The following is a 23,058-nucleotide window of genomic DNA, read 5'->3' on the forward strand; positions in this document are numbered from 1 at the left end:
GGCGTGCCGCGCGGGCTGTCCCGCCACGGGTCTCAACCGCTCAGCCGGGCGGTCAGTTCCCGTTTGAGGATCTTGCCGCTCGGGCCGAGCGGGAAGTCGTCGACGAACTCGACCCGGCGCGGGTACTTGTACGCGGCGAGTCGCTCCCGGCTCCAGGCCACCAGCTCCGCGCCGAGTTCCGGCCCCGGCCGGGAGCCCGGCCGGGGCCGCACGACCGCGCAGACCTCCTCGCCGTACCGGCTGTGCGGCACGCCGACGACGGCCACCTGCGCGACCGCCGGATGACGCATCAGGACGTCCTCGACCTCGCGCGGGTACACGTTGTACCCGCCACGCAGGACCATGTCCTTCTTCCTGTCCACGACCGACAGATAACCGTCCTTGTCCAGCACCCCCAGGTCCCCCGACCTGAACCAGCCGTCCATCAGCACCTCGGCGGTGGCCTCGGGACGCCCCAGGTATCCGGCCATCACGTTGTGCCCGCGGACGACGATCTCGCCCACCTCGTCCCGTCCCAGCAACTCGATGCCGTCCTCCCGTTCGGCGCGGGCTATCCCCACCTGCACGCCCCAGATCGGCTTGCCCACCGTTCCCGGACGGCAGGGCCAGGCCCGCTGGTTGTACGCGACCACGGGCGATGTCTCCGTCAGCCCGTACCCCTCGTAGATCCGGCAGCCGAACACCTCCTCGAATTTCTCGAGAACCGGGACGGGGAGCGCCGAGCCCCCGCTGAACGCGCGGTCGAGCGGTGGCCTTCGGGGATCGGTCGCCGCCGCATCCAGGAGCTCGATGTACATCGTCGGGACGCCCATGAGGACCGTGCATCCGTGCTCCGTCATGGTCCGAAGGGCCCGGCCCGCGTCGAAGCGGTCCATGAGCACCATCGTGGCACCGGCACGGAAACAGGTGGCCATGCCGCAGATCTGTCCGAAGGTGTGGAACAGCGGCAGACAGCCCAGCAGGACATCGTCCTCGTGGAAGTCGAAGGGCGAGAGCATGCCCACGGTCACGTTCAGGGTGACGCTGAGATGCGTCAGCATCGCCCCCTTGGGGCGGCCGGTCGTCCCGGAGGTGTACAGCACGAGTGCCAGATCGCCGGGCTCGCGCGGCACCCAGCTGTCGGCCGGCTCGGCCTGCCCGGCGAGTGCGTCCAGCGCCACCGTGCCGGGCTCCTCCGGCGCGGACACGGTCAGCAGGGGCACTCCCGCTCGGGCCGCGGCTTCGCGCCCCGGCCCGAGGAACGGTCCGGAGCAGACCAGGGCGGCGCACGCGGCGTCCCGCAGGACGTACTCGATCTCGTGCGCTTTCAGAAGTGTGTTGACCGGAACCACCGCGGCACCGAGTGCCAGCGCGCCGAAGTAGGCCATGGGGAAAGCGGGTTCGTTGCCGACCAGCAGTGCCACCCGGTCGCCGGGCCGGATACCCCGGCCGGCCAGCGCGGTGGCGTACTGCCGGGCGTGCCGCCACAGGGTCTCGTACGTCAGTCGTGTTCGGCCGTGGACGACGGCCGGGTGACGCGGGCGACGGGTCGCGGACTCGGCGAGCACCGCTGCCAGGGACATGGACATAGGACCTCCGCTCGTCGAACGCCCGGTGTCCCGGAGGCGCGGTCCGGGACACCGGGCGGATTCGGTCAGTGGGTCTGCGCGGGCGTGTTGCGGGGGACGGCCAGTTCCTCCCAGATGCCGTCCAGCGCTTCGGCGAACTTCTCGACGTCGGCCGTGGTGTGCGTCGCCGAGGGCGCGATACGCAGGATCTCCTGTCCCTCGGGCACGCTCGGCGCGTTGATCGCCTGGACGTAGATGCCATGCCGCCGCAGCAGCAGTTCGGAGGCCTGCTGGCACAGCAGATCGTCCCGGACCAGCACGGAGACGATGTGCGACTGGTCCGAGAGGAACGGGATCTCCCTCTCGTTCAGCAGCCGGTGCAGACGCGTCGCGTTCTCCCGCAGCCGCCGGCGCTCGGTCTCGCTGGACCGCAGGTGCTGCACCGCGGCCAGGGCGCCCGCGGCGGTGGCGGGCGGCATCGACGTGGTGAAGATGAAGGACCGTGAGAAGCTGCGGACAGCCTCGATCAGGACGGCGGGACCGGCGATGTAGCCGCCCGCGGTACCGAAGCCCTTCGCGAGGGTGCCCATCACGACGGTGAAGCGGTCGGCGAGGCCCTCGCGCGCGGCGATGCCGGCGCCCTCGGGCCCGTACATGCCGACCGCGTGCACCTCGTCGACGAACGTGGTCGCGCCGTACCGTTCGGCCAGTTCGGCGACCTCCGCCAGGGGAGCCACGTCACCGTTCATGGAGTACACGGACTCCATGACGATCAGCTTGGGCCGGTCGGGGTCGGCGGCGGCGAGCAGTTCCGCCAGGTGCTGGGCGTCGTTGTGCCGGAAGATCACCTTCTCGGCCCCGCTGTGCCGAAGGCCGTCGATGATCGACGCGTGATTGAGCCGGTCGGAGAAGACCAGGGTGCCGGGCATCCGGCCGGCCAGGACGCTCAGCGCCCCGTCGTTCGCGGTGAAGCCGGACGGAAAGATCAGCGCCGCCTCCTTGCGGTGCAGCGCGGCCAGCTCCTGTTCCAGCAGGACGTGGTAACTGTTGGTGCCGCCGATGTTCCGGGAGCCGCCGGAGCCCGCGCCGAAGGCGTCGATCGCCCCCTTCATGGCCTCCAGCACCGACGGGTGCTGCCCCATACCGAGGTAGTCGTTGCTGCACCACACGCTGACCTCGTGGTCGGCCGGCTCGTCCGGGGTGCGGGCGAAGGCGCTCGGGAACCGGCCGGCGCGGCGACCTATCTCCAGGAAGGAACGCCTGTGGTCGCCGAGCTCCGTCAGTTCGGAGGCGAAGAAGTCCAGGTGCTGGGTCATCGTGTAACTCGCTCTCTGCGGTCGCTCTCTGAGGGGTTCGTCGCACGGGCCGGCGATCAGCCGGCCTGGTCGAGCAGGCGCAGGCGCTGCTTGTCCGGCTTGCCGGAGACTCCGAGGGGGAGTTCCGGCAGGAAGCGGATCCGCTCGGGAGCGTGGACGGGGGAGAGCCTCGCGCCGACGTGGGTGCGGATGGTGTCGGCCGAGAGCCGCGCCCCCGGCTTCGGCACGACCGCCGCGTGCACGTGCTCCAGGTTGTGGGAGTCCCGTACGCCGTAGACAGCGGCGTTCGCCACGCCCGGCAGGCTCCCGATCTCCCGCTCCACGACGGCCGGGTAGATCTTGACGCCGTCGGTCTTGATCACATCTGCCACCCGGTCGACCAGCGAGATGTACCCCTGCTCGTCGACCCGCCCGATGTCTCCGGTGAGGTACCAGCCGTCACGCAGCACGCGGGCCGTCGTCGCCGGGTCGGCCAGGTATCCGTCCATCAGGTTCGGCGAGCGCACCCACAGTTCGCCGGTCTCGCCGAGGGGCAGTTCCTCGCCCGAGACCTGGTCGCAGATTTTGATCTCGACCTCGGGGAACGGGCGTCCGGCCGACGACCTGAGACGCGCGACGTCGTGGTCCTCGGGCAGGAGGATGCTGATGCGGCCCGCCTCGGCACTGCCGTACGCCTGCAGCAGCACCGGACCGAAGACCCGTGCCGCTTCCTCGAGCTGGGCGGGGGCCGCGGCGACGCCCGTGTAGACCAGTGCGCGCAGCGAGGAAAGGTCGGTGCCCTCGGCCTTCACCACCTCCAGCGACTGGTACAGGTGGGGTGTCGCCATGAACGTGCGAGTGATCCGGTGTTCGGCCACGGCCCGCATGACCTGCGTGGCGTCGAACTGCTCGTGCAGGACGACGAGTCCGCCCAGCCGCAGGACCGCGTCGGCCATGGGGCCGACGACGAAGCTGAGCGGCGTCGCGACGAGCAGCCGCGGGCTGGGCTCGCCCACCAGGGGCGCCGTCCCGCGCACCGTGCCCTCCCAGACCCGCGTGGACACGCAGACCCCCTTGGGCTGTCCGGTGCTCCCGCTGCTGAAGGAGATCAGCGCCCGGCCGCGCGGGTCGGGGGCGGGCAGTTCGCCCAGGCTCTCCCGGACGTCCCCGGGTTCCGTGACCGTCATCGGGGCCTCGGCCTCGACGACCGCGAACCGGCCGGGCGCGCGGTCCGCCAGTTCCTTGGCCCGCCCCGAGTTCTCCGTGTCGGTGTACAGCACGGCGGCCGACGAGTCGAACAGGATGCGCAGTTGGGCGTCCGTCGACAGCACGGGGACGGTGGAGCCGGGGTTGGTGCCGCGTACGTAGGTGACGGCGCCGCCCAGCAGGTGGGTGGCGTACCGCACGGTGAGCATCTCCGGGCTGTTGGGAGTCACCAGGATGCCCACGGTGTTGCCCGGGCCGATGCCACGCCTGCGCAGCGTGCGGACCGTGTCGGCGACCGACCGGGCCAGTTCGCCGGCCCGTATCTCCCGCCCGCGCCAGTGCACCGCCACCCGGTCCGGTGTGTCGGTCAGCGCGGAGAGAATGTCGAGGGCGTAGCAGTCGCCGGGTTGCTGGAGTTCCGTACTGGCCGTAACCGTCATGTCCATCTCCATTCCGTGCGCACCGTTCCGTGCGCAACGCACGTCGGGAGGGCGCTGCCCTCCACCGACTCGCCTTAGCCTGTCCTGGCCCCTGGGAAGCGACAATCCTCGAACGACCTGCCACAACGGGCCGCCCGGGGCGGACCGGGGTACCCGATCGGGTACGCCGAAGGGTCGGGGACGGGGACCCGCCCCCGACCGAGGGGACCGTCTAACCGAGGGGACCCGCCGGGAAGGGGACGCCCGTCAGCTCTTCGCTGAGGGCGCGCAGCCGGGCCCGGGCCCGTGGGTCGTAGGCCTGGGCCGCGGCCCCGGCATCGGTGCTCTGGTTGAAGAAGCGGCCCGTGACCTGTTCCAGAGCGGGGTCGGTGAGCAGCCTCACGGTGTTGCGCACCCCGTCGGCGATGGTGCTCTGCACGGGGAACCGGCCCACCACCATGTTGGTCGGCATGTAGGGGGCCGGATGGACCGCGTTGGCGGTCACGCCCTGGCTGCCCAGGGCCTCCGCGAGGTCGAAGGCCAGCATGATCTGGGCGAGTTTGGCCTGGCAGTAGGCCTGGATACCGTCGTAGCCGCGGGTCAGCATCGGGTCGTCGAAGTCGATGGGCGACTGGCCCGCCGAGCTCACGTTCACGATGCGCGCGGGGGCCGACCGGGCGAGCAGCGGGGCCAGCCTCGCCGCGAGGACGTAGCCGGCCAAGTAGTCGACCTGGAAGGTGAGTTCGTGGCCGTCGGCGCTCTCCTCCCGGCCGAAGACGCCGATCCCCGCGTTGTTGACCAGTGAGTCGAGCCGGCCGAGGGCGGACACCTCCTCGGCGAGCCGGTGCACGTCGGACAGCCGGGCGAAATCGGCGAGCAGATAGGTGAGTCTGTCGTTGCCGGTGGTCTCGCGCAGTTCGGCGAGCAGCTCCTCGCCCTTCTCCTTGCTGCGGCCGTGCAGGACGAGGGTGGCGCCCTGCCCGGCGAGTTCCTGGGCGAGGCCGCGGCCGAGGCCGGAGGTCGCGCCGGTGATGAGTACGGTCTGCTGATCGACGGGAAGCATGCTGCCTTCTGATGGCTGGGGTGCTGGTGCTGGTGCTCGCAGGCTGGGCCGGCGGTGGGTCAGATGCCCGCCGCGCGGAGCGACGCGTACGTCTCGGCCGCGACGTCGACGAGTTCGGCGGCGTCGCGCGTCGTCACCTGGAGTTCGACGACGAACTCGTCGATGCCCGGTATCTCGGCGTGGGCCGCGATGTCCTCCGTGATCTGCGCGACGCTGCCGTGGAAGAGACGGCGGTCCTTGCCCTCGACCGGTTCGGGGGTCCAGGTCGTGGTGACACGCACGATCAGCCCCAGCGGCCGCTCCCGTCCTCGCTCGGTCGCCAGATCCATGATCTTCTTCTGTTCCTCGGCCAGCGTCCGGACCCCACTCGCCACCGGCATCCAGCCGTCCGCCCGGTCCACCAGCCTCCGCTTCGACCGGTTGCTGAGCGCGGGCAGGTAGATCGGTATGGGCCCGACGGGCTTGGGGGCCACCTCGCACGGCGCGATCATGGTGATCTCACCCTGGTACGAGACGGGGTTGGGTCCCCACACGGCCGCGCACACGTCCAGCAGTTCGTCCAGCACCGCACCGCGTTTCTCGAACGGCGCGACGGGCAGCGCCGCGGTCTGGTCGGTCGACCAGCCCGTGCCGAATCCCGCGACGAGCCGTCCGCCGCTGGCGGCGTCCAGAGACGCCAGCGAGCGTGCCAGCTGGTAGGGCAGGTGCAACGGGGCCACCAGCACCCCGGTGCCGAGCCGGGCTCTGTCGGTGGCGCCGGCCGCGAGGCTGAGGGTGACCAGCGGGTCCGCGACACTGCGGAAGTAGTCGGGCCAGGGCAGTCCGGGCACACCGTGGAACCCCTGGGTCATGGGCGTCGGGTACATGAGGACCTCGAAGACCCACAGGCTGTCGTAGCCGATGTCCTCGGCGGCCCGTGCGACCGTCGCCACATCGCGGCCGACGTCGTACTGCTTCAGCTGGGGCAGGCCGAGACCGATCTTGATCGTCATACGGGCACTCCTTCGTGTGCGTGGGAACCGGCGCGGGCGGGCGCCCTCAGGCCGGACGCTCCGTCTGGTCGAGGACGATCACCTCGGCGGGGCAGACTGCGGCGGCCTCGCGGACGGCCTCGTGCAGGTCCGCCGGGGGATGGGGGTCGAGGAGAAGGACCAGGCCGTCCTCGTCGTCCTGGTCGAAGACCTCCGGCGCGCTCAGCACACAGCTGCCGGCTCCACAGCACTTGTCCTGGTCAACGCGTACGCGCATGGTGCCTCCCGGAGCGGGTCCGGCCGCCGGGCGGCCGGTGCGGATGGTGGTGTCGTGGACGGACCGGCCCGTCGGTGCCTGCCCGGTCACCAGGCGACCGGCAGTGAGCCGAGTCCGTAGATCGCCATGTCGTGGCGGAAGGCGACGTCCTCGAAAGGGATCGCGAGGCGCAGGTCGGGCAGCCTGCGCAGCAGTGCGTTCAGGGCGATCTCGATCTCCAGCCGGGCGAGACCCTGCCCGAGACACTGGTGCACGCCGAAACCGAAGGCGAGGTGGCGGCGTGCGTTGCGGCCGATGTCGAGCGTGGCGCCCCCGGGGAAGACCTCCTCGTCCCGGTTGGCGGTGTTCACCATGCACAGCACGCCCTCGCCGGCCCGGATGGTGTGTCCGCCGACGGTGACGTCCTCGGCGGCGACCCGGGGGATGCCGTTGTGGACGATCGTCAGATGGCGCAGCAGCTCCTCTACCGCGCCCATGGTCAGCGAGGGATCCCTGCGCAGCCGTTCGAGCTGCTCGGGATGGCGCAGCAGAGCGAGCGTCGACAGCGCGATCATGTTCGCGCTCGTCTCGTGGCCGGCCACCAGCAGGAGCCGGCCCGTGGCGGCGATCTCGTCCACACCCAGCTCGCCGCGGGCGACCAGGCTGCTGATGATGCTGTCGTCGGGTTCGCGCTTCTTGTGCTCGGCGATCTCGGCCAGGTAGGCGATCAGCTCCTCCTGCGACCTCCGGACCTCCTCGGCCGTCGCCTCCAGACTGAACAGCGCCGCACTGCGCTCCTGGAAGAACTCGTGGTCCTCGTACGGGACGCCGAGCAGCAGGCAGATCACCACGGACGGCAGCGGCAGCGCGAACTCGGAGACCAGGTCGGCCGTCGTCCGCCCGTCGGTCATCCGGTCGAGCAGGTCCTCGGTGAGGCGCTCGATGTGCGGGCGCATCGCCTGAACCTTCTTCGTCATGAAGTCGGGTGTGAGCATGCGGCGCAGCCGGGCGTGTTCCGGATCGTCCAGCCGGAAGAAGGTCGGCTTCATGGTGCGGACCAGCTCCCGGACGCCGGCCACGAGGAAGGGGAACCCCGGGCGGGTGGCCTCGGCGCTGAACCGCGGATCGCCCAGAACCTCCCGGACATGCTGATGGCCGGTTATCAGCCAGGCGGAGGAGTCGTCCCACAGCGTGACCCGGGTGAGCGGTGCCTTCGCGTGCGCGCGATCGACGGCCGGCGGTGGGTCGAAGGGACAGCCGGCGGCCTTCGGCGCCGGGAAGGCGAGCGGTGGGGAATGTGTCGGATCTTCGGTGACCGTACGTTCTGTGGACGTCATGCGGGCCTCATGCCCTTCTTGGTCAACTCATTACCTGATGACAGGCAGTTGCCAGTCGGCTGCTTTGAATCAAGTGCTTGATAAGCTACCTGGCCGCCCAGCCGCCAGGAACCCTCGATCGTCGCGCGGTCGAGGTTGGCCGGATTCCACCGCTGGTTCGCACCCAGGGGGCATCTTTACGTCATCGTTGCGATACAAGGCAGCACTGTATCGAAAATGACTCTACGATGCTCCGCATGTCCTTACAGAACTCCGGCATCCCGGAGACCATTCACCGGCGTCGCTGGTTGATCCTCGCCGTCCTGCTGCTCAGCGTGCTCGTCACCGTGCTGGACAACTCGATCCTCAACGTGGCGATGAAGACCCTGGCCCAGCCCTCGCCGGACGGCCTGGGCGCGAGCCAGAGCCAGCTCGAATGGGCGGTCAACGCCTACACCCTTGTCTTCGCGGGGCTGCTCTTCACCGGTGGCGTGCTCGGTGACCGGCTCGGCCGCAAGAAAGTCCTGCTCTTCGGCATGCTCGTGTTCGGCGTCACGTCCGCCCTGTGCGCCTACGCGAGTTCCCCGGGTGAACTCATCGCCTACCGGGGCGCGATGGGCTTCGGCAGCGCGTTCATCCCGCCCGCGACCCTCGCGTTGCTCACGCAGGTCTTCGAGCGCGAGGAGCAGCCCAAGGCGATCGGTATCTGGACAGGCGTCGTCGGCTTCGCCGTCGCCATGGGCCCGATCGTCGGCGGCACGCTGATCGAGCACTTCTGGTGGGGTTCCATCTTCCTGGTCAACGTGCCGATCGTGATCATCGCCGTGGTCGCCATGTTCGTGCTCGTCCCGGACTCGAGGGACGAACGGGCGGGCCGTCTCGACCCGTTCGGCGTCCTGCTGTCCATCGCCGGCATGGTCCTGCTCGTCTTCGGCATCATCAAGGGCGGCCAGCTCGGCGACTTCGGCGAGCCGGAGGCGTGGGGCTGCACGCTGGGCGGACTGGCGACCCTCGGCCTCTTCGTCTGGTGGGAGCGACGCACGGACCATCCGGCCTTCGACGTCTCCTATTTCAAGAACCGGCGCTTCTCCGGCGCGGTGACCGCGATCTCGCTGGTCTCCTTCGCCCTGCTCGGCGTCTCGTTCTTCGTCGTCTTCTACACCCAGGCGGTACGCGGCTACAGCGCCCTGGAGACCGGTCTGCTGTTCCTGCCGCTGGCCGCCGCGCAGATGTACTTCGCCCCGCGGGCGCGGCACGTCGTCGAGCGCTTCGGTCCACGTGCCGTCTGCACTGCCGGACTCGCCCTCAACGCCGTGGCCTTCGCCGGCTTCCTGGTGCTGGGCCGGTCCACGCCGATCTGGGTCCTGGCGGTACTCTTCGCCTTGATGGGTACAGCTTTCGCACACATCCTGCCGCCCGCCACCGTGATGATCATGACGTCGCTGCCGCGGGAGAAGGCCGGTGCCGCCTCCGCGATCAACAACGTCTTCCGCCAGGTCGGCGGGGCCATCGGCATCGCCGTGCTCGGCTCCCTGCTGTCCACCGTCTACCGCAGCGAGGTCCAGGACCACTTCGACGCGCTCCCCGAATCCGCCCGCCACGCCGCCGGCGAGTCGATCTCGGCGACCCTCAGCGCCGCCGGGAAACTCGGTCCCCGGGGGCAGGAACTGGTCGGGGCCGCGAACGACGCCTTCGTCCACGCCATGCACATCACGGCCGTGACCGCCGCCGTCGTCTCCGTCCTGGGCGCTGTGGTCGTGATGTTCACTCTGCCGCCGAAGCCCAAGCCGCAGGAAGCGGCCGGTGACGACCCGGCCGAGCGGCAGACGGTAGGTGCGGACAAGTGACAGAGCCGCCCGGTCAGACGGTCGCGCCGCGCGGACGTCCGCGCAACGTGGCCGTCGACCGCGCGGTCGTCGACACGGTCCTGCGGCTGCTCATCGAAGGGGTCAGCTTCGGCGACCTGTCCATGGTGGCCGTCGCCCGGGAGACCGGTGTCAGCAGGGCCACCGTGTACCGCCGGTGGCCCACCATGGACGCCCTGCTCCTGGACGTCCTGGAAGCGATCGAGGACCCGCTGCCGGAACCGGCCGGCCGTTCGCTGCGCGAGGACCTGGTCAACGCCGTCGAGGCGACGAGGAAGCGCAGCCTGGCGAAGCACGAGTCGGCCCTGATGCGCAACATGCTGACGCAGATCCACACCAGCCCGCAGTTGTGGCAGGCCTACCGGGACACCTTCATCGTCCCGCGCCGCCAGGCCTTCGCCCGCATTCTGGAACGCGGGCTGGCCGACGGCGAGATCCGCCCCGAGTACGGCGACGACCTGGAACTCCTCGTCGACATGGTGGTCAGCCCGGTCCTCAGCCGGGCGACCCTGCGGCCGAACTCGCTGCTGGAGGAAAATCTGGCCGAACGGGTCGTCGACGCGTTCCTCCAGGGAGTCCGGCCGAAGGGCTGAGGCCCCTACGTGGCGGCCTTCACGCTCACTTTCAGACGGCTTTGGCGAGAGTGAGCGTGAAGCCGGCGCTCGGGTCGGCCCAGAGCTGCTGGGTGCGCAGACCCGCGTCGGACATCTCCGCCTCCAGTCCGGGCACGGTGAATTTGGCGCTGCGCTCGGTGATCCATTCCTCTCCGCGCCCGAAACTCACCGCCAGGTCGAGTCCCCGGACCTTGACGAGCTGCTCGACCCGACTGCGCAGCCTCATCTCGATATGACTCTCCGCGCTGTTCCACACCGCTACGTGATCGAAGGTGTCGGGGTCGAAGTCGGCGTCCAGTTCACGGTTCAGGACGTGCAGCAGGTTCTTGTTGAACTCGGCGGTGACGCCTTGACCGTCGTCGTAGGCGGCGGTCATTTCGTGCTCCGGCTTGACCAGGTCGGCGCCGAGGAGAAGGTAGTCCTCGGGGCGCAGGAGGTTCCGTAGCCCGCGGAGGAAGGCGCCTCGGCCGGGGCGCCGGAAGTTTCCCAGCGTGCTGCCGAGAAATGCGATGAGCCGTGGTCCCTCCTCCGGCATCGCCGGCAGGACGAGGGCATTCGTGAAGTCGGCACGGAGGGCGTGCAGCCGGACGCCGGGATAGTCCTGGACGAGTTGCCCGCTTGCCTGATGGAGTGCGTCCGCACTGACGTCGACGGGGACGTAGCGCAGGTCGACGGGCCCCAGCGCCTCGATGATGAGCTTGGATTTCGTCGAACTCCCGGACCCCAGCTCCACCATGGTGCGCGCTCCGGTCAGCGCGGCCACGTCCTGGGCGTGGAGCTGCAGCAACCCCAGTTCCGCCCGCCACAAGGGGTATTCCGGGAGCTGGGTGATCTCCTCGAAGAGTTCGCTGCCCCGGGCGTCGTAGAACCAGGTGGGTGCTGTGGACTTGGGGGTGCTGGTCAGCCCGCCGCGGATGTCGGCGCGCAGTGCCTTGGCGTAGTGCTCGGCGTCGAGGGTGTCGGTGTAGCCGTAGGCGCGGGGGCCGGTCATGACTGCCTCATTTCAAGGGATGCCAGGTCGCCGCTCAAGTCCTGGAGCGGGGTGAGCCGTACCTCGGTGCGGCTCGCGATGACGAGGGTGCGGTCGGGTACCTCCTGCCAGCGGGGATCGTCGTCGTACGGCTCCGAGGCCACCACCGTGCGGGGGCCGGGCCCGGTCAGGTGGAAGAGGCTGTCGCCCCAGGTGGTCGCCGCGATCGTCTCGCCGTCGGTGAGCAGCAGGTTGAGCCGGGAGCCTGGGGCCGCCGCGTCGACCTCCAGGACGGTGCGGGCCAACGCCTGTCCGACGTCGTCACCGGCGTGCAGCCGGTGCAGCACCAGGGCCCAGACGAACGCCGAGTCGGTGCGTGCCTCCATCGACAGCAACTCCTCGCCGGGCAGGGCCTGTACGAGGGGCGCCAGGGAGCCCGGCCACCCCTTGACCGCCCCGTTGTGGCCGAACAGCCAGGCGCCGGCCGCGAAGGGCGCCGCGGCGGCCTCACCGTCGGCTCCGGCCAGCGTCGCGTCCCGTACGGCGGCGAGCAGCGCCGTGGTCCGTACGACCCGGGCGAGGTCGGCGAAGGACGGGTCCGCCCAGACGGGCCCGGCGCGCCGGTAGCGGGCCGGCACCGGATCACCCTCGGCGTACCAGCCGACCCCGAAACCATCGGCGTTGACCGTCCCGTGCCGCTGGCGCCGGGGCGCCCACGACTGCCGGTACAGCCCGTGCGGCGGGTCCACCACCACACCGCCGATCGCCTCCGGGGGCCCCAGAAAGGCCAGTTGGCGGCACATCAGACACCCTCCGGGGTACGGGCGGTGCGGAACCCGGAGAAGATCTGCCGCCGGATCGGATAGTCCCAGTTGCGGAACGTCCCCCGGCAGGCCACCGCGTCCACGCCGAACGAACCGCCGCGCAGCACCTTGTACTCGGGCCCGAAGAACACCTCCGAGTACTCCTTGTACGGAAACATGCTGAACCCCGGGTACGGCGCGAAGTCGCTGGCCGTCCACTCCCACACGTCACCGATCAACTGCCGTATCCCGAGCGGCGATTCCCCGGCCGGATAGCTTCCGGCGGGCGCCGGACGCAGGTGCCGCTGACCGAGGTTGGCGTGCTCGGGCCCCGGGTCGGCGTCGCCCCACGGGTAGCGCGTCGAGCGGCCGGTCGCCGGGTCGTGCCGCGCGGCCTTCTCCCACTCCGGCTCGGTGGGCAGTCGGCGCCCGGCCCAGCGGGCGTACGCGTCCGCCTCGTACCAGCAGACGTGCACGACGGGCTCCTCGGGCGGCACCACCTCGGTGACCCCGAACCGCCGCCGCAGCCACTGCCCGCCGTCCCGGAACCAGAACTGCGGTGCGTACAGCGAGGTTTGGCGCACATGCGCCCAGCCGTCCGGTGCCCACCAGCGCTGGTCCTCGTAGCCGCCGGCCGCGATGAACGCCTGATAGGCGCCGTTCGTCACGGGCGTCGTGTCGATGAAGAAGGGCGCCACCTCCCGCCGGTGCGCGGGCCGTTCGTTGTCCAGGGACCACGGCTCGGTGGAGGTGCCCATCGTGAACGGCCCACCGGGGACCAGGACTTCGGACGGACCGTTGAACGGGGGAGCGGGCGCCGGGTCGGGGGCCCGGAGAACCGCAGGCCCCGTCCGCAGCTGATGGGTGATCAGCATCGTCTCGTCGTGCTGCTGTTCGTGCTGGGCGATCATCCCGAAGGCGAACCCGGCCCTGGTCAGCTGTGCGCCCGTACCTTCGAACTCGGCGCTCTCCAGTACGTCCAGGGCCCGCCCGCGCACCTCCGCCGCGTACTTACGGGCCTCGGCGGGCGGCAGCAGCGGCAGTGTGGGCCGTTCGGCGCGCGAGTGCTCGAAGGCGTCGTACAGGCCGTCGATCTCGGGCCGCATCGCCTCCCGGCCGGCGACCGCGCGCAGCAGCCACAGCTCCTCCTGGTTGCCGATGTGCGCGAGGTCCCACACCAGCGGGGACATCAACGGCGAGTGCTGCGCGGTGAGTTCGGGATCGTCAACGGCAGTGAGGAGCGCGGTCCGCTCCCGTGCGGTGGTGAGTGCCGCGAGAGCACGCTCGCGGAGCACCGCCGGTTCCAGGGCGGGGTCGGTCATGTGCGGAGATCCTTTCCGTACGAGGTCCCGTGCGCACGCCGGTCCGTGCCGGGCAGCCGGTCGAGCAGGTCGTCGGCGGGGCAACGGCCCTTGACGACAAAGCGGTTGAGGAACGTGTCGACGGCGTCGACGACCTCGGCGCTCGCGCCGAGCCGGGGCAGGGCCTCCAGTGCGGCCGAGAAGCAGACGAGAGCGACTTCCCGCAGCTCGGGATCGCTCAGGCCGTAGCGGGCCGCGTCGGTCCACAGGGGATTGTGCGGGGCCGGGAGGGACAGGGTGCGCTCGGCGAGCGGCTTGACCGCCCGGTAGGCCACCTCGGCGGCCTCCGGGTCGTCGAAGAGCGCGGCCGTGACGGCCAGCGGGACGATCCAGCCGTCGTCGCCGGGCTGGGCGTCGATCATGCGCAGTTCGAGGTGACCGCGCGGCCGGACCGGCGGGAACAGGGTCGTCAGGTGGTAGTCGAGATCCTCCTGAGTCGGCGGTCTGGGCACCCCGGACCGGATCCACTCCCGGAACGTCAGCCCGTCCTCCGGGACGTCCCACGGCCCGCTGTCCCGCCGTACGCACATCACCGGGGCGTCGAGCACATGGCGGGCCCACGCCTGTCTGGGTTCGGCGTCCAGCTGGGGCGCGCCGGCCCGTCCGGCGCCGATCTCCGCCCACAGCACCTGCCGGGTGGAACGCCAGCCGGTGGGGCTGCGCCGGGCGATCGGGGAGTTGGCGAAGGCGGCCACCAGGACCGCGCCGAGCTGGTGGGCGAGCCACCAGCGCCGTCCGTGCCCCAGCGGGCCAGGTTCCTCGTGACCCGCGTCCAGGCACACCTGTACGGAGGCCGAGGTGCACATCATGGCGCGCCCGGCCGGGCCCGTGAGGTCGAGGGACCGCTCCAGGGCGTCGTAACGCGGCTCGTGCAGGAAACGGCGGGGCGGGTGCCAGGGATCCTGGCCGATGCCGACGAGGCCGAGACCGTCCTTGCGCAGTACCGCGCGGACGGCGTCCAGATCGGCGGAGACGGACTGAATGCACTCCATCAGGGAGTCGGCGGGAGCGGAGCTGAGCTCCAGCTGGCCGCCGGGTTCGACGGTGAGCGCCGACCTGAGAGGCAGGTTCCGCAGTGCGGCGTAGGCCGCTTCGAGCCGTGCGGGTGTCACGGGGAGCCGCGGGTCACGCAGCTCGTGGACGAGCCATTCCACCTCGACCCCGAGGGTGCGGGGCGGCCCGGTCTTGAAGCAGATGCCCCGGATCAGGGCTTCCACCTCGGCCTCGGACAGGGCGGTGCGGCGCTTCGTACAGCCACTTACCGAATCGGACATGTCGGGATCCTCCTGAGATTCCTTCATGTCGCCCGAACCGGCTTCGGATGGGCCGGCCAGGCAACACTCGTCCCACCCAAACTCCTCGCGTCGAATCGCACAAGGGTGCGCATGGGCGCTTTCGGGACAACGGATCTCCGTTTCCGTGGTGTTTCCAGGTTGTTCGCCGACCCGGGAAACTCTGTTGCACAGCACGTCCAGCATCACCCACGATGCCGGTATGGGCACGGCGGGGGAGCGAGCACCAGGCACGGTCATGGCGCACACGGGGGTGGCGCCATGAGCGCTCGTCTGCGCGACCTCGCCCGTGGTACGGAGGAGATCGTCGCGGCCGGTTCCTACCGCGCGTCCGACGGACGCGAGGTGTCACTCGCCGTGGCGATCAAGGCCGCCCGAGCGGGCACGCGCCTCTACGGCCCGGGCCCACTGGACGTGCCGCCGGCCGCCGCGCCACTGGACACGTCCTTCGAGGTCACCGGCGAGAGCAGCCTGGAGGCCGCCCGTCGCCTCCCCGGCCCGGTGGCGGTCCTGAACTTCTCCTCGGCCCGCAACCCGGGCGGCGGATACCTCAACGGCGCACAGGCCCAGGAAGAGGCCCTGTGCCGGGCCTCGGCGCTGTACGCCTGCCTGACGGAGGTGCGCGAGTTCTACGACCACCACCGCACCCACCGCGACCCGTTCTACACGGACCGTGTCATCCACTCACCCGGGGTGCCGGTGTTCCGCGACGACCGGGGCCGCCTCCTGGACGTCCCGTACAAGGCGGGCTTCCTGACTTCTGCGGCCCCGAACGCGGGGGTCGTCCGACGAACATCGCCCGATCGGGCGGCGAACCTCCCCCAGGCCCTGGCCTCCCGCGCGGAACGGGTCCTGGAAACGGCGGCGACAGAGGGCTACCGCCGCCTGGTCCTGGGTGCCTGGGGCTGCGGAGTCTTCCAGAACGACCCGGCGACGGTGGCCACCACCTTCAGAAACCTGCTGGTGGGCGGCCGTTTCGAAGGCAGATTCGAGAAGATCGTCTTCGCAATCCTGGACCGCACGAGCGCCACGACCACGAAGGCGGCTTTCGAGCGTACGTTCACCCCCTAGGGGCGCGGGGAACTGCGCGACCAGCCACAGCAAACCCGCCCGCACCCCGGAACCGTCACCTTCTAGGGGCGCGGGGAACTGCGCGACCAGCCACAGCGAGCCCGCACGCACGCCGGAACCGAACTCCTGAACTCGACCCGTACCGCTCCCGCAACCGTCACCTTCTAGGGGCGCGGGGAACTGCGCGACCAGCCACAGCGAGCCCGCACGCACCCCAGAACCGAACCCCTCAACTCCACCCGTACCGCTCCCGCAACCGCATCACAACGGAGTTGAACCGCATCCGATCCAACGCACAGGCCTCCCGCCGCATCCCGTCCTCGAACAGCCGCAGCACCCGGTCCACATCGACCCACGAATCACGCCCGGTCCGATCCCACGGCCCGCTCCCGATCGCGACCCACTCCCGATCGCCGTCATGCCGCTTGCTGGACAGCTGCACGGCGAGGAACGTCCCGGCGGTCTCGCGGGCGACAACCAGCACGGGCCGGTCCTTTCCCCGCCCGTCGTTCTCCTCGAAGGGCACCCAGGTCCACACGATCTCCCCGGGGTCGGGATCGCCGTCGTGGGCGGGCGAGTACTCCGTACGCACCCGCCCCACGTCGCGAGGGTCGGCCTCGGTGGTGGCGGAAGGGCCGTAGCGGCCCGGGACTTCGTCATGGGAAAGGTCGGTCACGAGGCCCACGTTAGAGCCTGCGCACCACCCCACCCGGCAGCGCCCCGCACCTCACCGCACGGCCCTCACCGCATCAGCCCTCGTTCTTCTCCACCGGCACCTTCTGAACCGTCGGCGCCGCCAGCCCGTTCAGCGCCGAAGTCCCGTTCGCCGGCTGCCCGTTCTGGTTCATGGACGCGAGCAGCTGCCGCGCCAGGCCCAGTCCCGTACCGCCCATGGTGAGCGCCTTGGCGAGCATCTCCGCCATGCCGTCGGCGCCGTTGAGCACCACCATGTTGTCGACGCTGCCGAACGCGGACGCACCGGCCTTGACGATCTCCGGCCAGTTCTCGGCGAGTTGCTGGGCGACCACCGCTTCCTGGTTCTCCGCGAGCGCGGCGGCCCGTGCCTTGATGGCCTCCGCCTCCGCGAGTCCCTTGGCCTTCGTCGCCTCGGCGGCGGCGAGTCCCTTGGCCTGGGACGCGGCGGCCTCGGCCTCACCCGTGGCCCGGGTCGCCATGGCGGTTGCCACACCCCGTGCCTTGGTCGCCTCGGCCTCGGCGGTCGCCGCCGTCGTGACCCGGTTCGCCTCGGCCAGGGCCGCGAGCTCCGTCTCCTTGGCCTTGGCCTGCGCCGCCGAGATACGCGCGTCACGCTCGGCCTCGGCCCGCGCCCGCGTCTCGTAGGCCTGCGCGTCGGCCGGCTTGCGGACGTCCGCCTGGAGCTGCTGTTCCCGGCGCAGGGCGTCGAGTTCGGCGATGCGCGTCTCCTGGATGACGACGTCCTGCCGGGCGGCGGCGTCGGCGAGCGGTCCGGCCTGCCGGGCCTTCGCCGCCGCCTTGTCGCGCTCGGCCTGGTAACCGGCCTGCAGGATCTCGCTGTCCCGGGTGGCCTCCGACATGTGAGCCGCGGCCCTCTGCTCGGCCTCGGTGGCGAGACGATTCGCCTCGGCCTGCGCGATCCGCGCGTCCCGCTGGACGGCGGCGGCGTGCGGCATGGCGAGGTTCTTGATGTACCCGGTCGGGTCCTCGATCTCGTGGATCTGGAGGGAGTCGACGATCAGGCCGAGCTTCTCCATCTCCGTGCCGCACGCGGCCCGGGTCTGCCCGGTGAGCTTCTCGCGGTCGCGGATCATGTCCTCGACGGTCAACCCGCCGACGATGGACCGCAGATGACCGGCGAACACGTTGTGCACACGCTCGGCCATCATCTTCTGCTGGTCGAGGAAACGGCGCCCCGCGTTGGCGATCGACACGAAGTCGTCGCCCACCTTGAAGATGACCACGCCCCGCACCTTGAGCGGAATGCCCTGGGTGGTCACACAGTCCACATGCAGCTCGGTCTCGTTCAGGTCGAGCGAGATCTTGCGCACCGCCTGCATCCCGGGCAGCACGAGCGTGCCCCGCCCGGTGACGATACGGAACCCCATGCCTTCCTCAAGGCCTTCGGTCCTGTGTTTCGAACCGGAGATGATGAGTGCCTCGTTGGGTTCAGCGACCCGCCACATCATCTTGAAAACACCGATGAGTGCGAGGACGGCAACTACCGCGACCCCCGCAACGACGCCGACGAACATCGGCATACGCCCCCTTTGCCTGGTGCCCTTTCGGCACCGAACGACGCAAGGGTGCTCCTGTGCGAGGCCTGGGTACAGCGGCTGAGGAATCCTTGTTGCAAGCTTGACGCACACGTGATCATCCGCAGACGTACGGACCCCACAGACTCCACGGGCTCCACCGGCGCGCGTCCGCCGGGCTCAACTGTCGTAGGCGGCGGTGACGTACACGGTGCGCGGCGGCAGGTACTCGACGACCATGACCACCGTCCCGCGCTCGATACGGTCCTGGGTCGCGGCGGGATACGCGAGGAAGTGCTCGGCGCCGCCCCGCACCCGGACGATGACCTCGCCCACCAGCCCCGGCCCGATCGTGCCCGTCACCCGCCCCATCAAGCCGACCATCGGCGCGTCGTCCATGGCCACAGGGTAAGGGCCGGGGCGCCCATCTGCCGCCGTCGAGTCGGCGACCGGCTGGACCGGCGGTCATGCCCGCGCCCCGGCAGTGCGTTTCCCATAGCGATTGCACAGGTTTACCTTCGCTCGGTGACAGCCGGTCGGGCGGCACGGTGCGAGATGTCGAATGTGCCGTGTTGGGCCGGAAGTTCACAGGTCGGAGCACGTCCGAACTATTGACGCGCACACGACGTGGACTTACGGTCTGACCGATTTACCGAACTGCGTTCGCAATGTCGAACGTAGAGAGCCGTCGGTTGGATCACCAAGGAGCCCGTACGTGACCAGTTCCCGCCCCACGCCCTCCCGTCGCAGCCTGCTGCGCGCGCTGGCCGCCCTGCCCGTCTCGGCGCTCGTCCTGGGCGAACTCCCCGGACTGCTCGGCACCGCCGCCGCGGCGGCCCCGCCCAGTGGCTCCGCCACGCGCTACACCATCGTGCCGTTCCTCAACAGCAACGACGGCACGGTGAACGTCTACCAGTCCGACGACGCCACCGACTTCCGCCTCGTGCAGTCCTCGGCCTACACCCCGCCGAGCAACCGCATCCGCGACGCGAGCGTCTTCAAGCACACCAACGGCTACTACTACGTCACCTACACCACGCACACCTGGCAGGACACCAGCACCACCATCGGCTTCGCCCGCAGCTCGGACCGCGTCAACTGGACGTTCCTGTACGACTACACGGTCCCGATCGCCGGTCTGTCCCGGGCGTGGGCCCCCGAGTTCTTCGTCGACAGCGACAGCAGCGTGAACATCATCGTGTCCTGCTCGGTCACCAGCGACGAGTGGACCTTCACCCCGTATCTGCTGAAGGCCACCAACTCCGCACTCACGGCGTGGAGTTCACCGGTGGCGCTGTCGGGTATCGGACCGAACCACATCGACACCTGCATCGTGAAGATCGGCTCGACCTACCACGCCTTCCCGAAGAACGAGACGACGAAGTACATCGAGTACGCCACCGCCACCAGCCTCGCCGGCCCCTACACGATTAAGAAGACCGGTGACTGGGCCGGCTGGGGCAGCTACCGCGAAGGCCCGTCCGTCATCCAGCTCGACAACGGCGGCTGGCGGATCTTCTTCGACGGCTACGGCGACGGGAAGTACTACTACAGCGACAGCTACGACACGTTCGCCACCTGGACCGCCGCGAAGGCGCTGCCCTCGGTCTCCGGCACGGCGCGCCACTTCACGGTCGTCAAGGAGACGGTCAGCGGTGGCCCGAGCCTCTCGAAGGGCGTCACGCGCTCCTTCCAGTCGGTCAACTACTCGACGCGGTACTGGCAGGTGCAGTCCTCCCTGCTCAACCTCCCCGTGGTGAGCGGCTCCAGCACCACCGCGCTCAAGCAGGCGTCCACCTTCACGGTCGTCGCGGGACTGGCCGACGGCAACGGCTACTCGTTCCGCGACAGCTCCGGCAACTACCTGCGCCACTGGGACTTCCGCGCCCGCTTCGACGCCAACGACGGTACGTCGACCTTCGCGAAGGACGCCACGTTCATCGCCCGGACGGGCACCGCGTCGGGGTCCGTGCGCTTCGAGTCGTACAACTACCCGGGCTACTTCCTGCGCCACTACAACTACCAGTTGCGGGTGGACGTGACGGACGGCACCGACACCTTCCGCCAGGACAGCTCCTTCCTCCCCGTGACCGCCTGGGCGTAGGCGCAGACCCCGCTATCCTCGCCCCAAATGCCGCATGGTCAGGGCCAGTTGCAGTCTGAGCCGGCCCTGTGGGGTACGGACGGGCCACCCGAGCAGCGCCTCGGCGTGGCCCAACCGGTCCTGGAGCGTGGAGTGGTGGACGTTGACCTCGACGGCGGCTCCCCGCAGGCTCGCCGTCGAGGCCACGGCGTGCAGCGTGGCCAGCATCCAGGGCGCGTCCGCGACCGCCGCCTCCAGCGCCTGGACATCGGGCGGCGGATCCGCCCCCGGCACGACGAGCTCGGCGAGCAGTCCGATACCGCCGAGCTCATCGGCGTACACGACCCGTGGGCCGGGGGAGTGCGGGGTGCCGTCGGCCGTGAACCGGAGGGCGGTGCGGGCGGCGGCCCAGGAGCCCGGCAGTTCGAGCACGGGCACGGCGGGCCCGACGCCGGCCCGGCCGGGCGGGAGCGGGGAGCGTTCGGATCTGGGGTCGGAGGGCGCGGCCGGCTCGGCCTGAGCCGGTGAGTCCGCCCTGCGCGGCTCTCCGGCGGCGAGAACGCGGGGCGGGCCGTCGAGCGGGGCGACCGCGCGGGCCGGGGCGCCCGGGTCCAGACCCAGACGCCGGGCCGCGTGCAGCCGTACCTGCTCGGGCGCGGTGGCGTCGAGCACGGTCTCCACGAGCGCCGGGTCGTCGGCGGGGGTCGCGGGGGCGCGTCCACGGGTGCGGTCGAGGACGTCCCGGATGGCGGCAGCCGCCCGTTCCAGGATCACCGCGTCGACGACGGTGGGCGCCCCGGCACGCTCCAGCCACAGGGCCGGGGTGCCGTCCGGGGACAGCGCGGCGGACGGCCAGGCCGGGTCCGGCGGCTGGTCGGTGTCACGGCGGCGCCCGTCGGTCTCGACCCGCAGCCGCACCCGCCGTCCGGCGTCGGCGAGCCGCGCGGGGCACCCCGCCAGTACGGCGACTCCGCGCACCAGCGCCTCCAGGCCCGCCCGGTGTTCGGCCAGCCGATCGAAGTAGGCGATGACCCGGACGGCGGCGCCGGCGTCCGGATCCAGTGCGGTCAGTCGCCCCGCCAGCTCTTTCATGGCCCCATGGTGCCAGTTGCTCCGCAGGTTGTGCGGTTCCTTGTCTGCGGGTCCGGTGGGGGCTGGTCGCGCCGTTCCCCGCGCCCCTTGGGGGGTTGCGTGCCGCCTGCTGGGTGCTCCGTGGGGCAGGGTGGTCTTCTGCTGCGGGTCCGGTGGGGGCTGGTCGCGCCGTTCCCCGCGCCCCTTAGGTGGGGTTGTGTGCTGCCTGCTGGGTGGTTCGCGGGGGAGGGGTGTGTCTTCTGGTGCGGGCTCGGTGGGGGCTGGGCGCGCAGTTCCCCGCGCCCCTCAGGGCTGCGCCCCTCAGGGCTCGGCCCTGAGGGGGTGTGTTTCCTTCGGGGCGGAGCCCCCGGGGCCGGCGGCGTCTCAGGGCGTCTGGGGTGCGTCGTCCTACTCCGCCAGCAGCCGGCGCAGCCACGCCAGCTGGGACGACTGGCAGGCCTGGGACAGGGACGCCTGGGGGGCGAAGCCGTCGAAGCCGTGGAAGCCGCCTGGCCAGACGTGCAGCTCGGCGATTCCGCCGGCCTGCCAGAGGCGGGTGGCGTAGGAGACGACCTCGTCGCGGAACGTCTCGGCGGAGCCGACGTCGAGGAAGGCCGGGGGCAGCCCGGACAGGTCCTCCGCGCGGGCCGGGGCGGCGTACGGGGAGACGTCCGGGCCACCGCGCTCCGCGCCGAGCAACGCCGTCCACCCGGTGTCGTTGGCCGTGCGGTCCCACACACCGAGGCCCTCCATCTGGTGCACGGAGGGGCTGTCGTTGCGGTCGTCGAGCATCGGGCACATCAGCAGCTGGCCGAGCGGCCGCGGACCCTTGCGGTCCCTGAGGAGCAGCGCCAGTGCGGCCGTCAGGCCACCGCCCGCGCTCGCCCCCGCGATGACGATCCGCTCGGGGTCGGCGCCGATCTCCGCCGCGTGGTCGGCGGTCCACAGCAGCCCGGCGTACACGTCGTCGACGGGCGCCGGATACGGGTTCTCAGGCGCCAGCCGGTACTCGACGGACACCACGACCGCGCCCAGCTCCTTGGCCCACCGCAACGGAGCGTCCACGCCGACACGGTTGTTGCCGATCACCATGCCGCCGCCGTGGACGTGGTAGATCACCGGCAGCGGACCCTCCGTCGCCGGGGCGACCGGCCGGCAGATCAGCAGTGAGATGTCGGGCGCGTTCTCGTGGCCCGGCACGATCCGGTCCTCGACCTCGAAGGCTCCGCCCGAGGTCAGGTCCATGTCCGCCAGCATGTCGATGCCGGGCCCGTTGCGCACGGTCGCGATCTCGTCCATGGTCAGCTTGGGCGGCAGCGTGTCCTTGATCATCTCCAGGACGGCGGCGAGTTCCGGGTCGAACGGCGGCGGCGTAAGCGTCATTGCCTCTGCTCCTCATGCTGCGTGCGGCGGATCGTACGCCGATGGTCCGCGCACCCGGCGGGGCCGTACACGCCGCCGTCCGGCGGAACCTGCCCGCCGTTCGGCGGGTTACCCGGGCGGGCCTGGTCCCGCCCGGACTCGTACCAACGGCAGTGACCTCGGGACTTTGCCGAGTGATGACCTGGTGTTCACTGTGCGGGGGTGGAAGTGATCGCCGGCTATGACAACGCTGCCATTTGCA

20 protein-coding genes are annotated in these 23,058 nt (G+C 70.6%); 4 read left to right on the forward strand and 16 right to left on the reverse strand.

Annotated features, from left to right (window positions below):
* Window positions 1-32 precede the first annotated feature (32 nt).
* The 7 genes from OG241_RS47010 to OG241_RS47040 all read right to left on the reverse strand — a co-directional run bounded on the left by OG241_RS47010 (window position 33) and on the right by OG241_RS47040 (window position 8,094).
* Entirely contained in the window at window positions 33-1,568 is a 1,536-nt protein-coding gene (locus tag OG241_RS47010; protein WP_405824906.1) for a long-chain-fatty-acid--CoA ligase, read from the reverse strand.
* 65 nt (window positions 1,569-1,633) lie between these two features.
* Window positions 1,634-2,863 (reverse strand): 5-aminolevulinate synthase, encoded by a 1,230-nt coding sequence (gene hemA / locus OG241_RS47015; RefSeq protein WP_405824907.1) that lies wholly within the window; start codon window positions 2,861-2,863, stop codon window positions 1,634-1,636.
* Between the two features lie 56 nt (window positions 2,864-2,919).
* On the reverse strand, window positions 2,920-4,488 hold the full coding sequence (locus OG241_RS47020) for a class I adenylate-forming enzyme family protein (RefSeq protein WP_405824909.1): 1,569 nt from the start codon (window positions 4,486-4,488) through the stop codon (window positions 2,920-2,922).
* A gap of 211 nt (window positions 4,489-4,699) precedes the next feature.
* Window positions 4,700-5,530 carry an SDR family NAD(P)-dependent oxidoreductase gene (locus tag OG241_RS47025; RefSeq protein ID WP_405824911.1) on the reverse strand — a complete coding sequence of 277 codons (831 nt, stop codon included), beginning with the start codon at window positions 5,528-5,530 and terminating at the stop codon, window positions 4,700-4,702.
* A gap of 59 nt (window positions 5,531-5,589) precedes the next feature.
* Window positions 5,590-6,522, reverse strand: a complete 933-nt coding sequence (locus OG241_RS47030) for a TIGR03619 family F420-dependent LLM class oxidoreductase (RefSeq protein WP_405824913.1) — start codon at window positions 6,520-6,522, stop codon at window positions 5,590-5,592.
* 46 nt (window positions 6,523-6,568) lie between these two features.
* Window positions 6,569-6,778, reverse strand: a complete 210-nt coding sequence (locus OG241_RS47035) for a ferredoxin (RefSeq protein WP_405824915.1) — start codon at window positions 6,776-6,778, stop codon at window positions 6,569-6,571.
* A gap of 86 nt (window positions 6,779-6,864) precedes the next feature.
* Window positions 6,865-8,094: a cytochrome P450 gene (locus OG241_RS47040; protein ID WP_405824917.1), complete on the reverse strand. Its 1,230-nt coding sequence runs from the start codon at window positions 8,092-8,094 to the stop codon at window positions 6,865-6,867.
* A 236-nt stretch (window positions 8,095-8,330) separates the two neighbouring features.
* Between OG241_RS47040 and OG241_RS47045 the strand changes: the two genes are divergently transcribed.
* Together OG241_RS47045 and OG241_RS47050 are read left to right on the forward strand one after the other, a co-directional pair.
* A complete protein-coding gene (locus OG241_RS47045) occupies window positions 8,331-9,920 on the forward strand; it encodes an MFS transporter (protein WP_405824919.1) in 1,590 nt (529 codons plus the stop codon).
* Complete coding sequence (locus OG241_RS47050) at window positions 9,917-10,531, forward strand: TetR/AcrR family transcriptional regulator C-terminal ligand-binding domain-containing protein (protein ID WP_405824920.1); 615 nt, start codon at window positions 9,917-9,919, stop codon at window positions 10,529-10,531. Before OG241_RS47045 ends, OG241_RS47050 begins: the two co-directional genes overlap by 4 nt.
* 31 nt (window positions 10,532-10,562) lie before the next feature.
* On the opposite strand, the gene egtD is transcribed toward OG241_RS47050, so the two are convergent.
* Genes egtD through egtA form a run of 4 tightly spaced genes read right to left on the reverse strand, consistent with a single transcriptional unit; the run spans window position 10,563 to window position 14,960 of the window.
* A complete protein-coding gene (gene egtD / locus OG241_RS47055) occupies window positions 10,563-11,543 on the reverse strand; it encodes an L-histidine N(alpha)-methyltransferase (protein WP_405824921.1) in 981 nt (326 codons plus the stop codon).
* On the reverse strand, window positions 11,540-12,325 hold the full coding sequence (egtC, locus tag OG241_RS47060; RefSeq protein WP_405824923.1) for an ergothioneine biosynthesis protein EgtC: 786 nt from the start codon (window positions 12,323-12,325) through the stop codon (window positions 11,540-11,542). Before egtC ends, egtD begins: the two co-directional genes overlap by 4 nt.
* Entirely contained in the window at window positions 12,325-13,647 is a 1,323-nt protein-coding gene (gene egtB, locus OG241_RS47065; protein ID WP_405824925.1) for an ergothioneine biosynthesis protein EgtB, read from the reverse strand. Before egtB ends, egtC begins: the two co-directional genes overlap by 1 nt.
* Complete coding sequence (gene egtA, locus OG241_RS47070; RefSeq protein WP_405824926.1) at window positions 13,644-14,960, reverse strand: ergothioneine biosynthesis glutamate--cysteine ligase EgtA; 1,317 nt, start codon at window positions 14,958-14,960, stop codon at window positions 13,644-13,646. Before egtA ends, egtB begins: the two co-directional genes overlap by 4 nt.
* Window positions 14,961-15,239: 279 nt before the next feature.
* Between egtA and OG241_RS47075 the strand changes: the two genes are divergently transcribed.
* Window positions 15,240-16,049, forward strand: coding sequence for a TIGR02452 family protein (locus OG241_RS47075; RefSeq protein WP_405824928.1), 810 nt, complete (start codon window positions 15,240-15,242; stop codon window positions 16,047-16,049).
* 229 nt (window positions 16,050-16,278) lie between these two features.
* Here OG241_RS47075 and OG241_RS47080 read toward each other — a convergent pair whose 3' ends face one another.
* The 3 genes from OG241_RS47080 to OG241_RS47090 form a co-directional block, all read right to left on the reverse strand.
* Entirely contained in the window at window positions 16,279-16,725 is a 447-nt protein-coding gene (locus OG241_RS47080) for a type II toxin-antitoxin system PemK/MazF family toxin (protein WP_405824930.1), read from the reverse strand.
* A gap of 73 nt (window positions 16,726-16,798) precedes the next feature.
* A complete protein-coding gene (locus tag OG241_RS47085) occupies window positions 16,799-18,286 on the reverse strand; it encodes an SPFH domain-containing protein (protein ID WP_405824931.1) in 1,488 nt (495 codons plus the stop codon).
* Between the two features lie 174 nt (window positions 18,287-18,460).
* Entirely contained in the window at window positions 18,461-18,685 is a 225-nt protein-coding gene (locus tag OG241_RS47090) for a hypothetical protein (protein ID WP_405824933.1), read from the reverse strand.
* A 310-nt stretch (window positions 18,686-18,995) separates the two neighbouring features.
* Between OG241_RS47090 and OG241_RS47095 the strand changes: the two genes are divergently transcribed.
* Window positions 18,996-20,384 (forward strand): glycoside hydrolase family 43 protein, encoded by a 1,389-nt coding sequence (locus OG241_RS47095; protein WP_405824935.1) that lies wholly within the window; start codon window positions 18,996-18,998, stop codon window positions 20,382-20,384.
* Window positions 20,385-20,396: 12 nt separating this feature from the next.
* On the opposite strand, the gene OG241_RS47100 is transcribed toward OG241_RS47095, so the two are convergent.
* Together OG241_RS47100 and OG241_RS47105 are read right to left on the reverse strand one after the other, a co-directional pair.
* Window positions 20,397-21,455 (reverse strand): helix-turn-helix domain-containing protein, encoded by a 1,059-nt coding sequence (locus tag OG241_RS47100; RefSeq protein ID WP_405824937.1) that lies wholly within the window; start codon window positions 21,453-21,455, stop codon window positions 20,397-20,399.
* Between the two features lie 387 nt (window positions 21,456-21,842).
* Window positions 21,843-22,817, reverse strand: a complete 975-nt coding sequence (locus OG241_RS47105) for an alpha/beta hydrolase (protein ID WP_405824939.1) — start codon at window positions 22,815-22,817, stop codon at window positions 21,843-21,845.
* Window positions 22,818-23,058 lie beyond the last annotated feature (241 nt).

It is taken from the genome of Streptomyces sp. NBC_01390 (assembly GCF_045040105.1).
Lineage (GTDB): Bacteria > Actinomycetota > Actinomycetes > Streptomycetales > Streptomycetaceae > Streptomyces.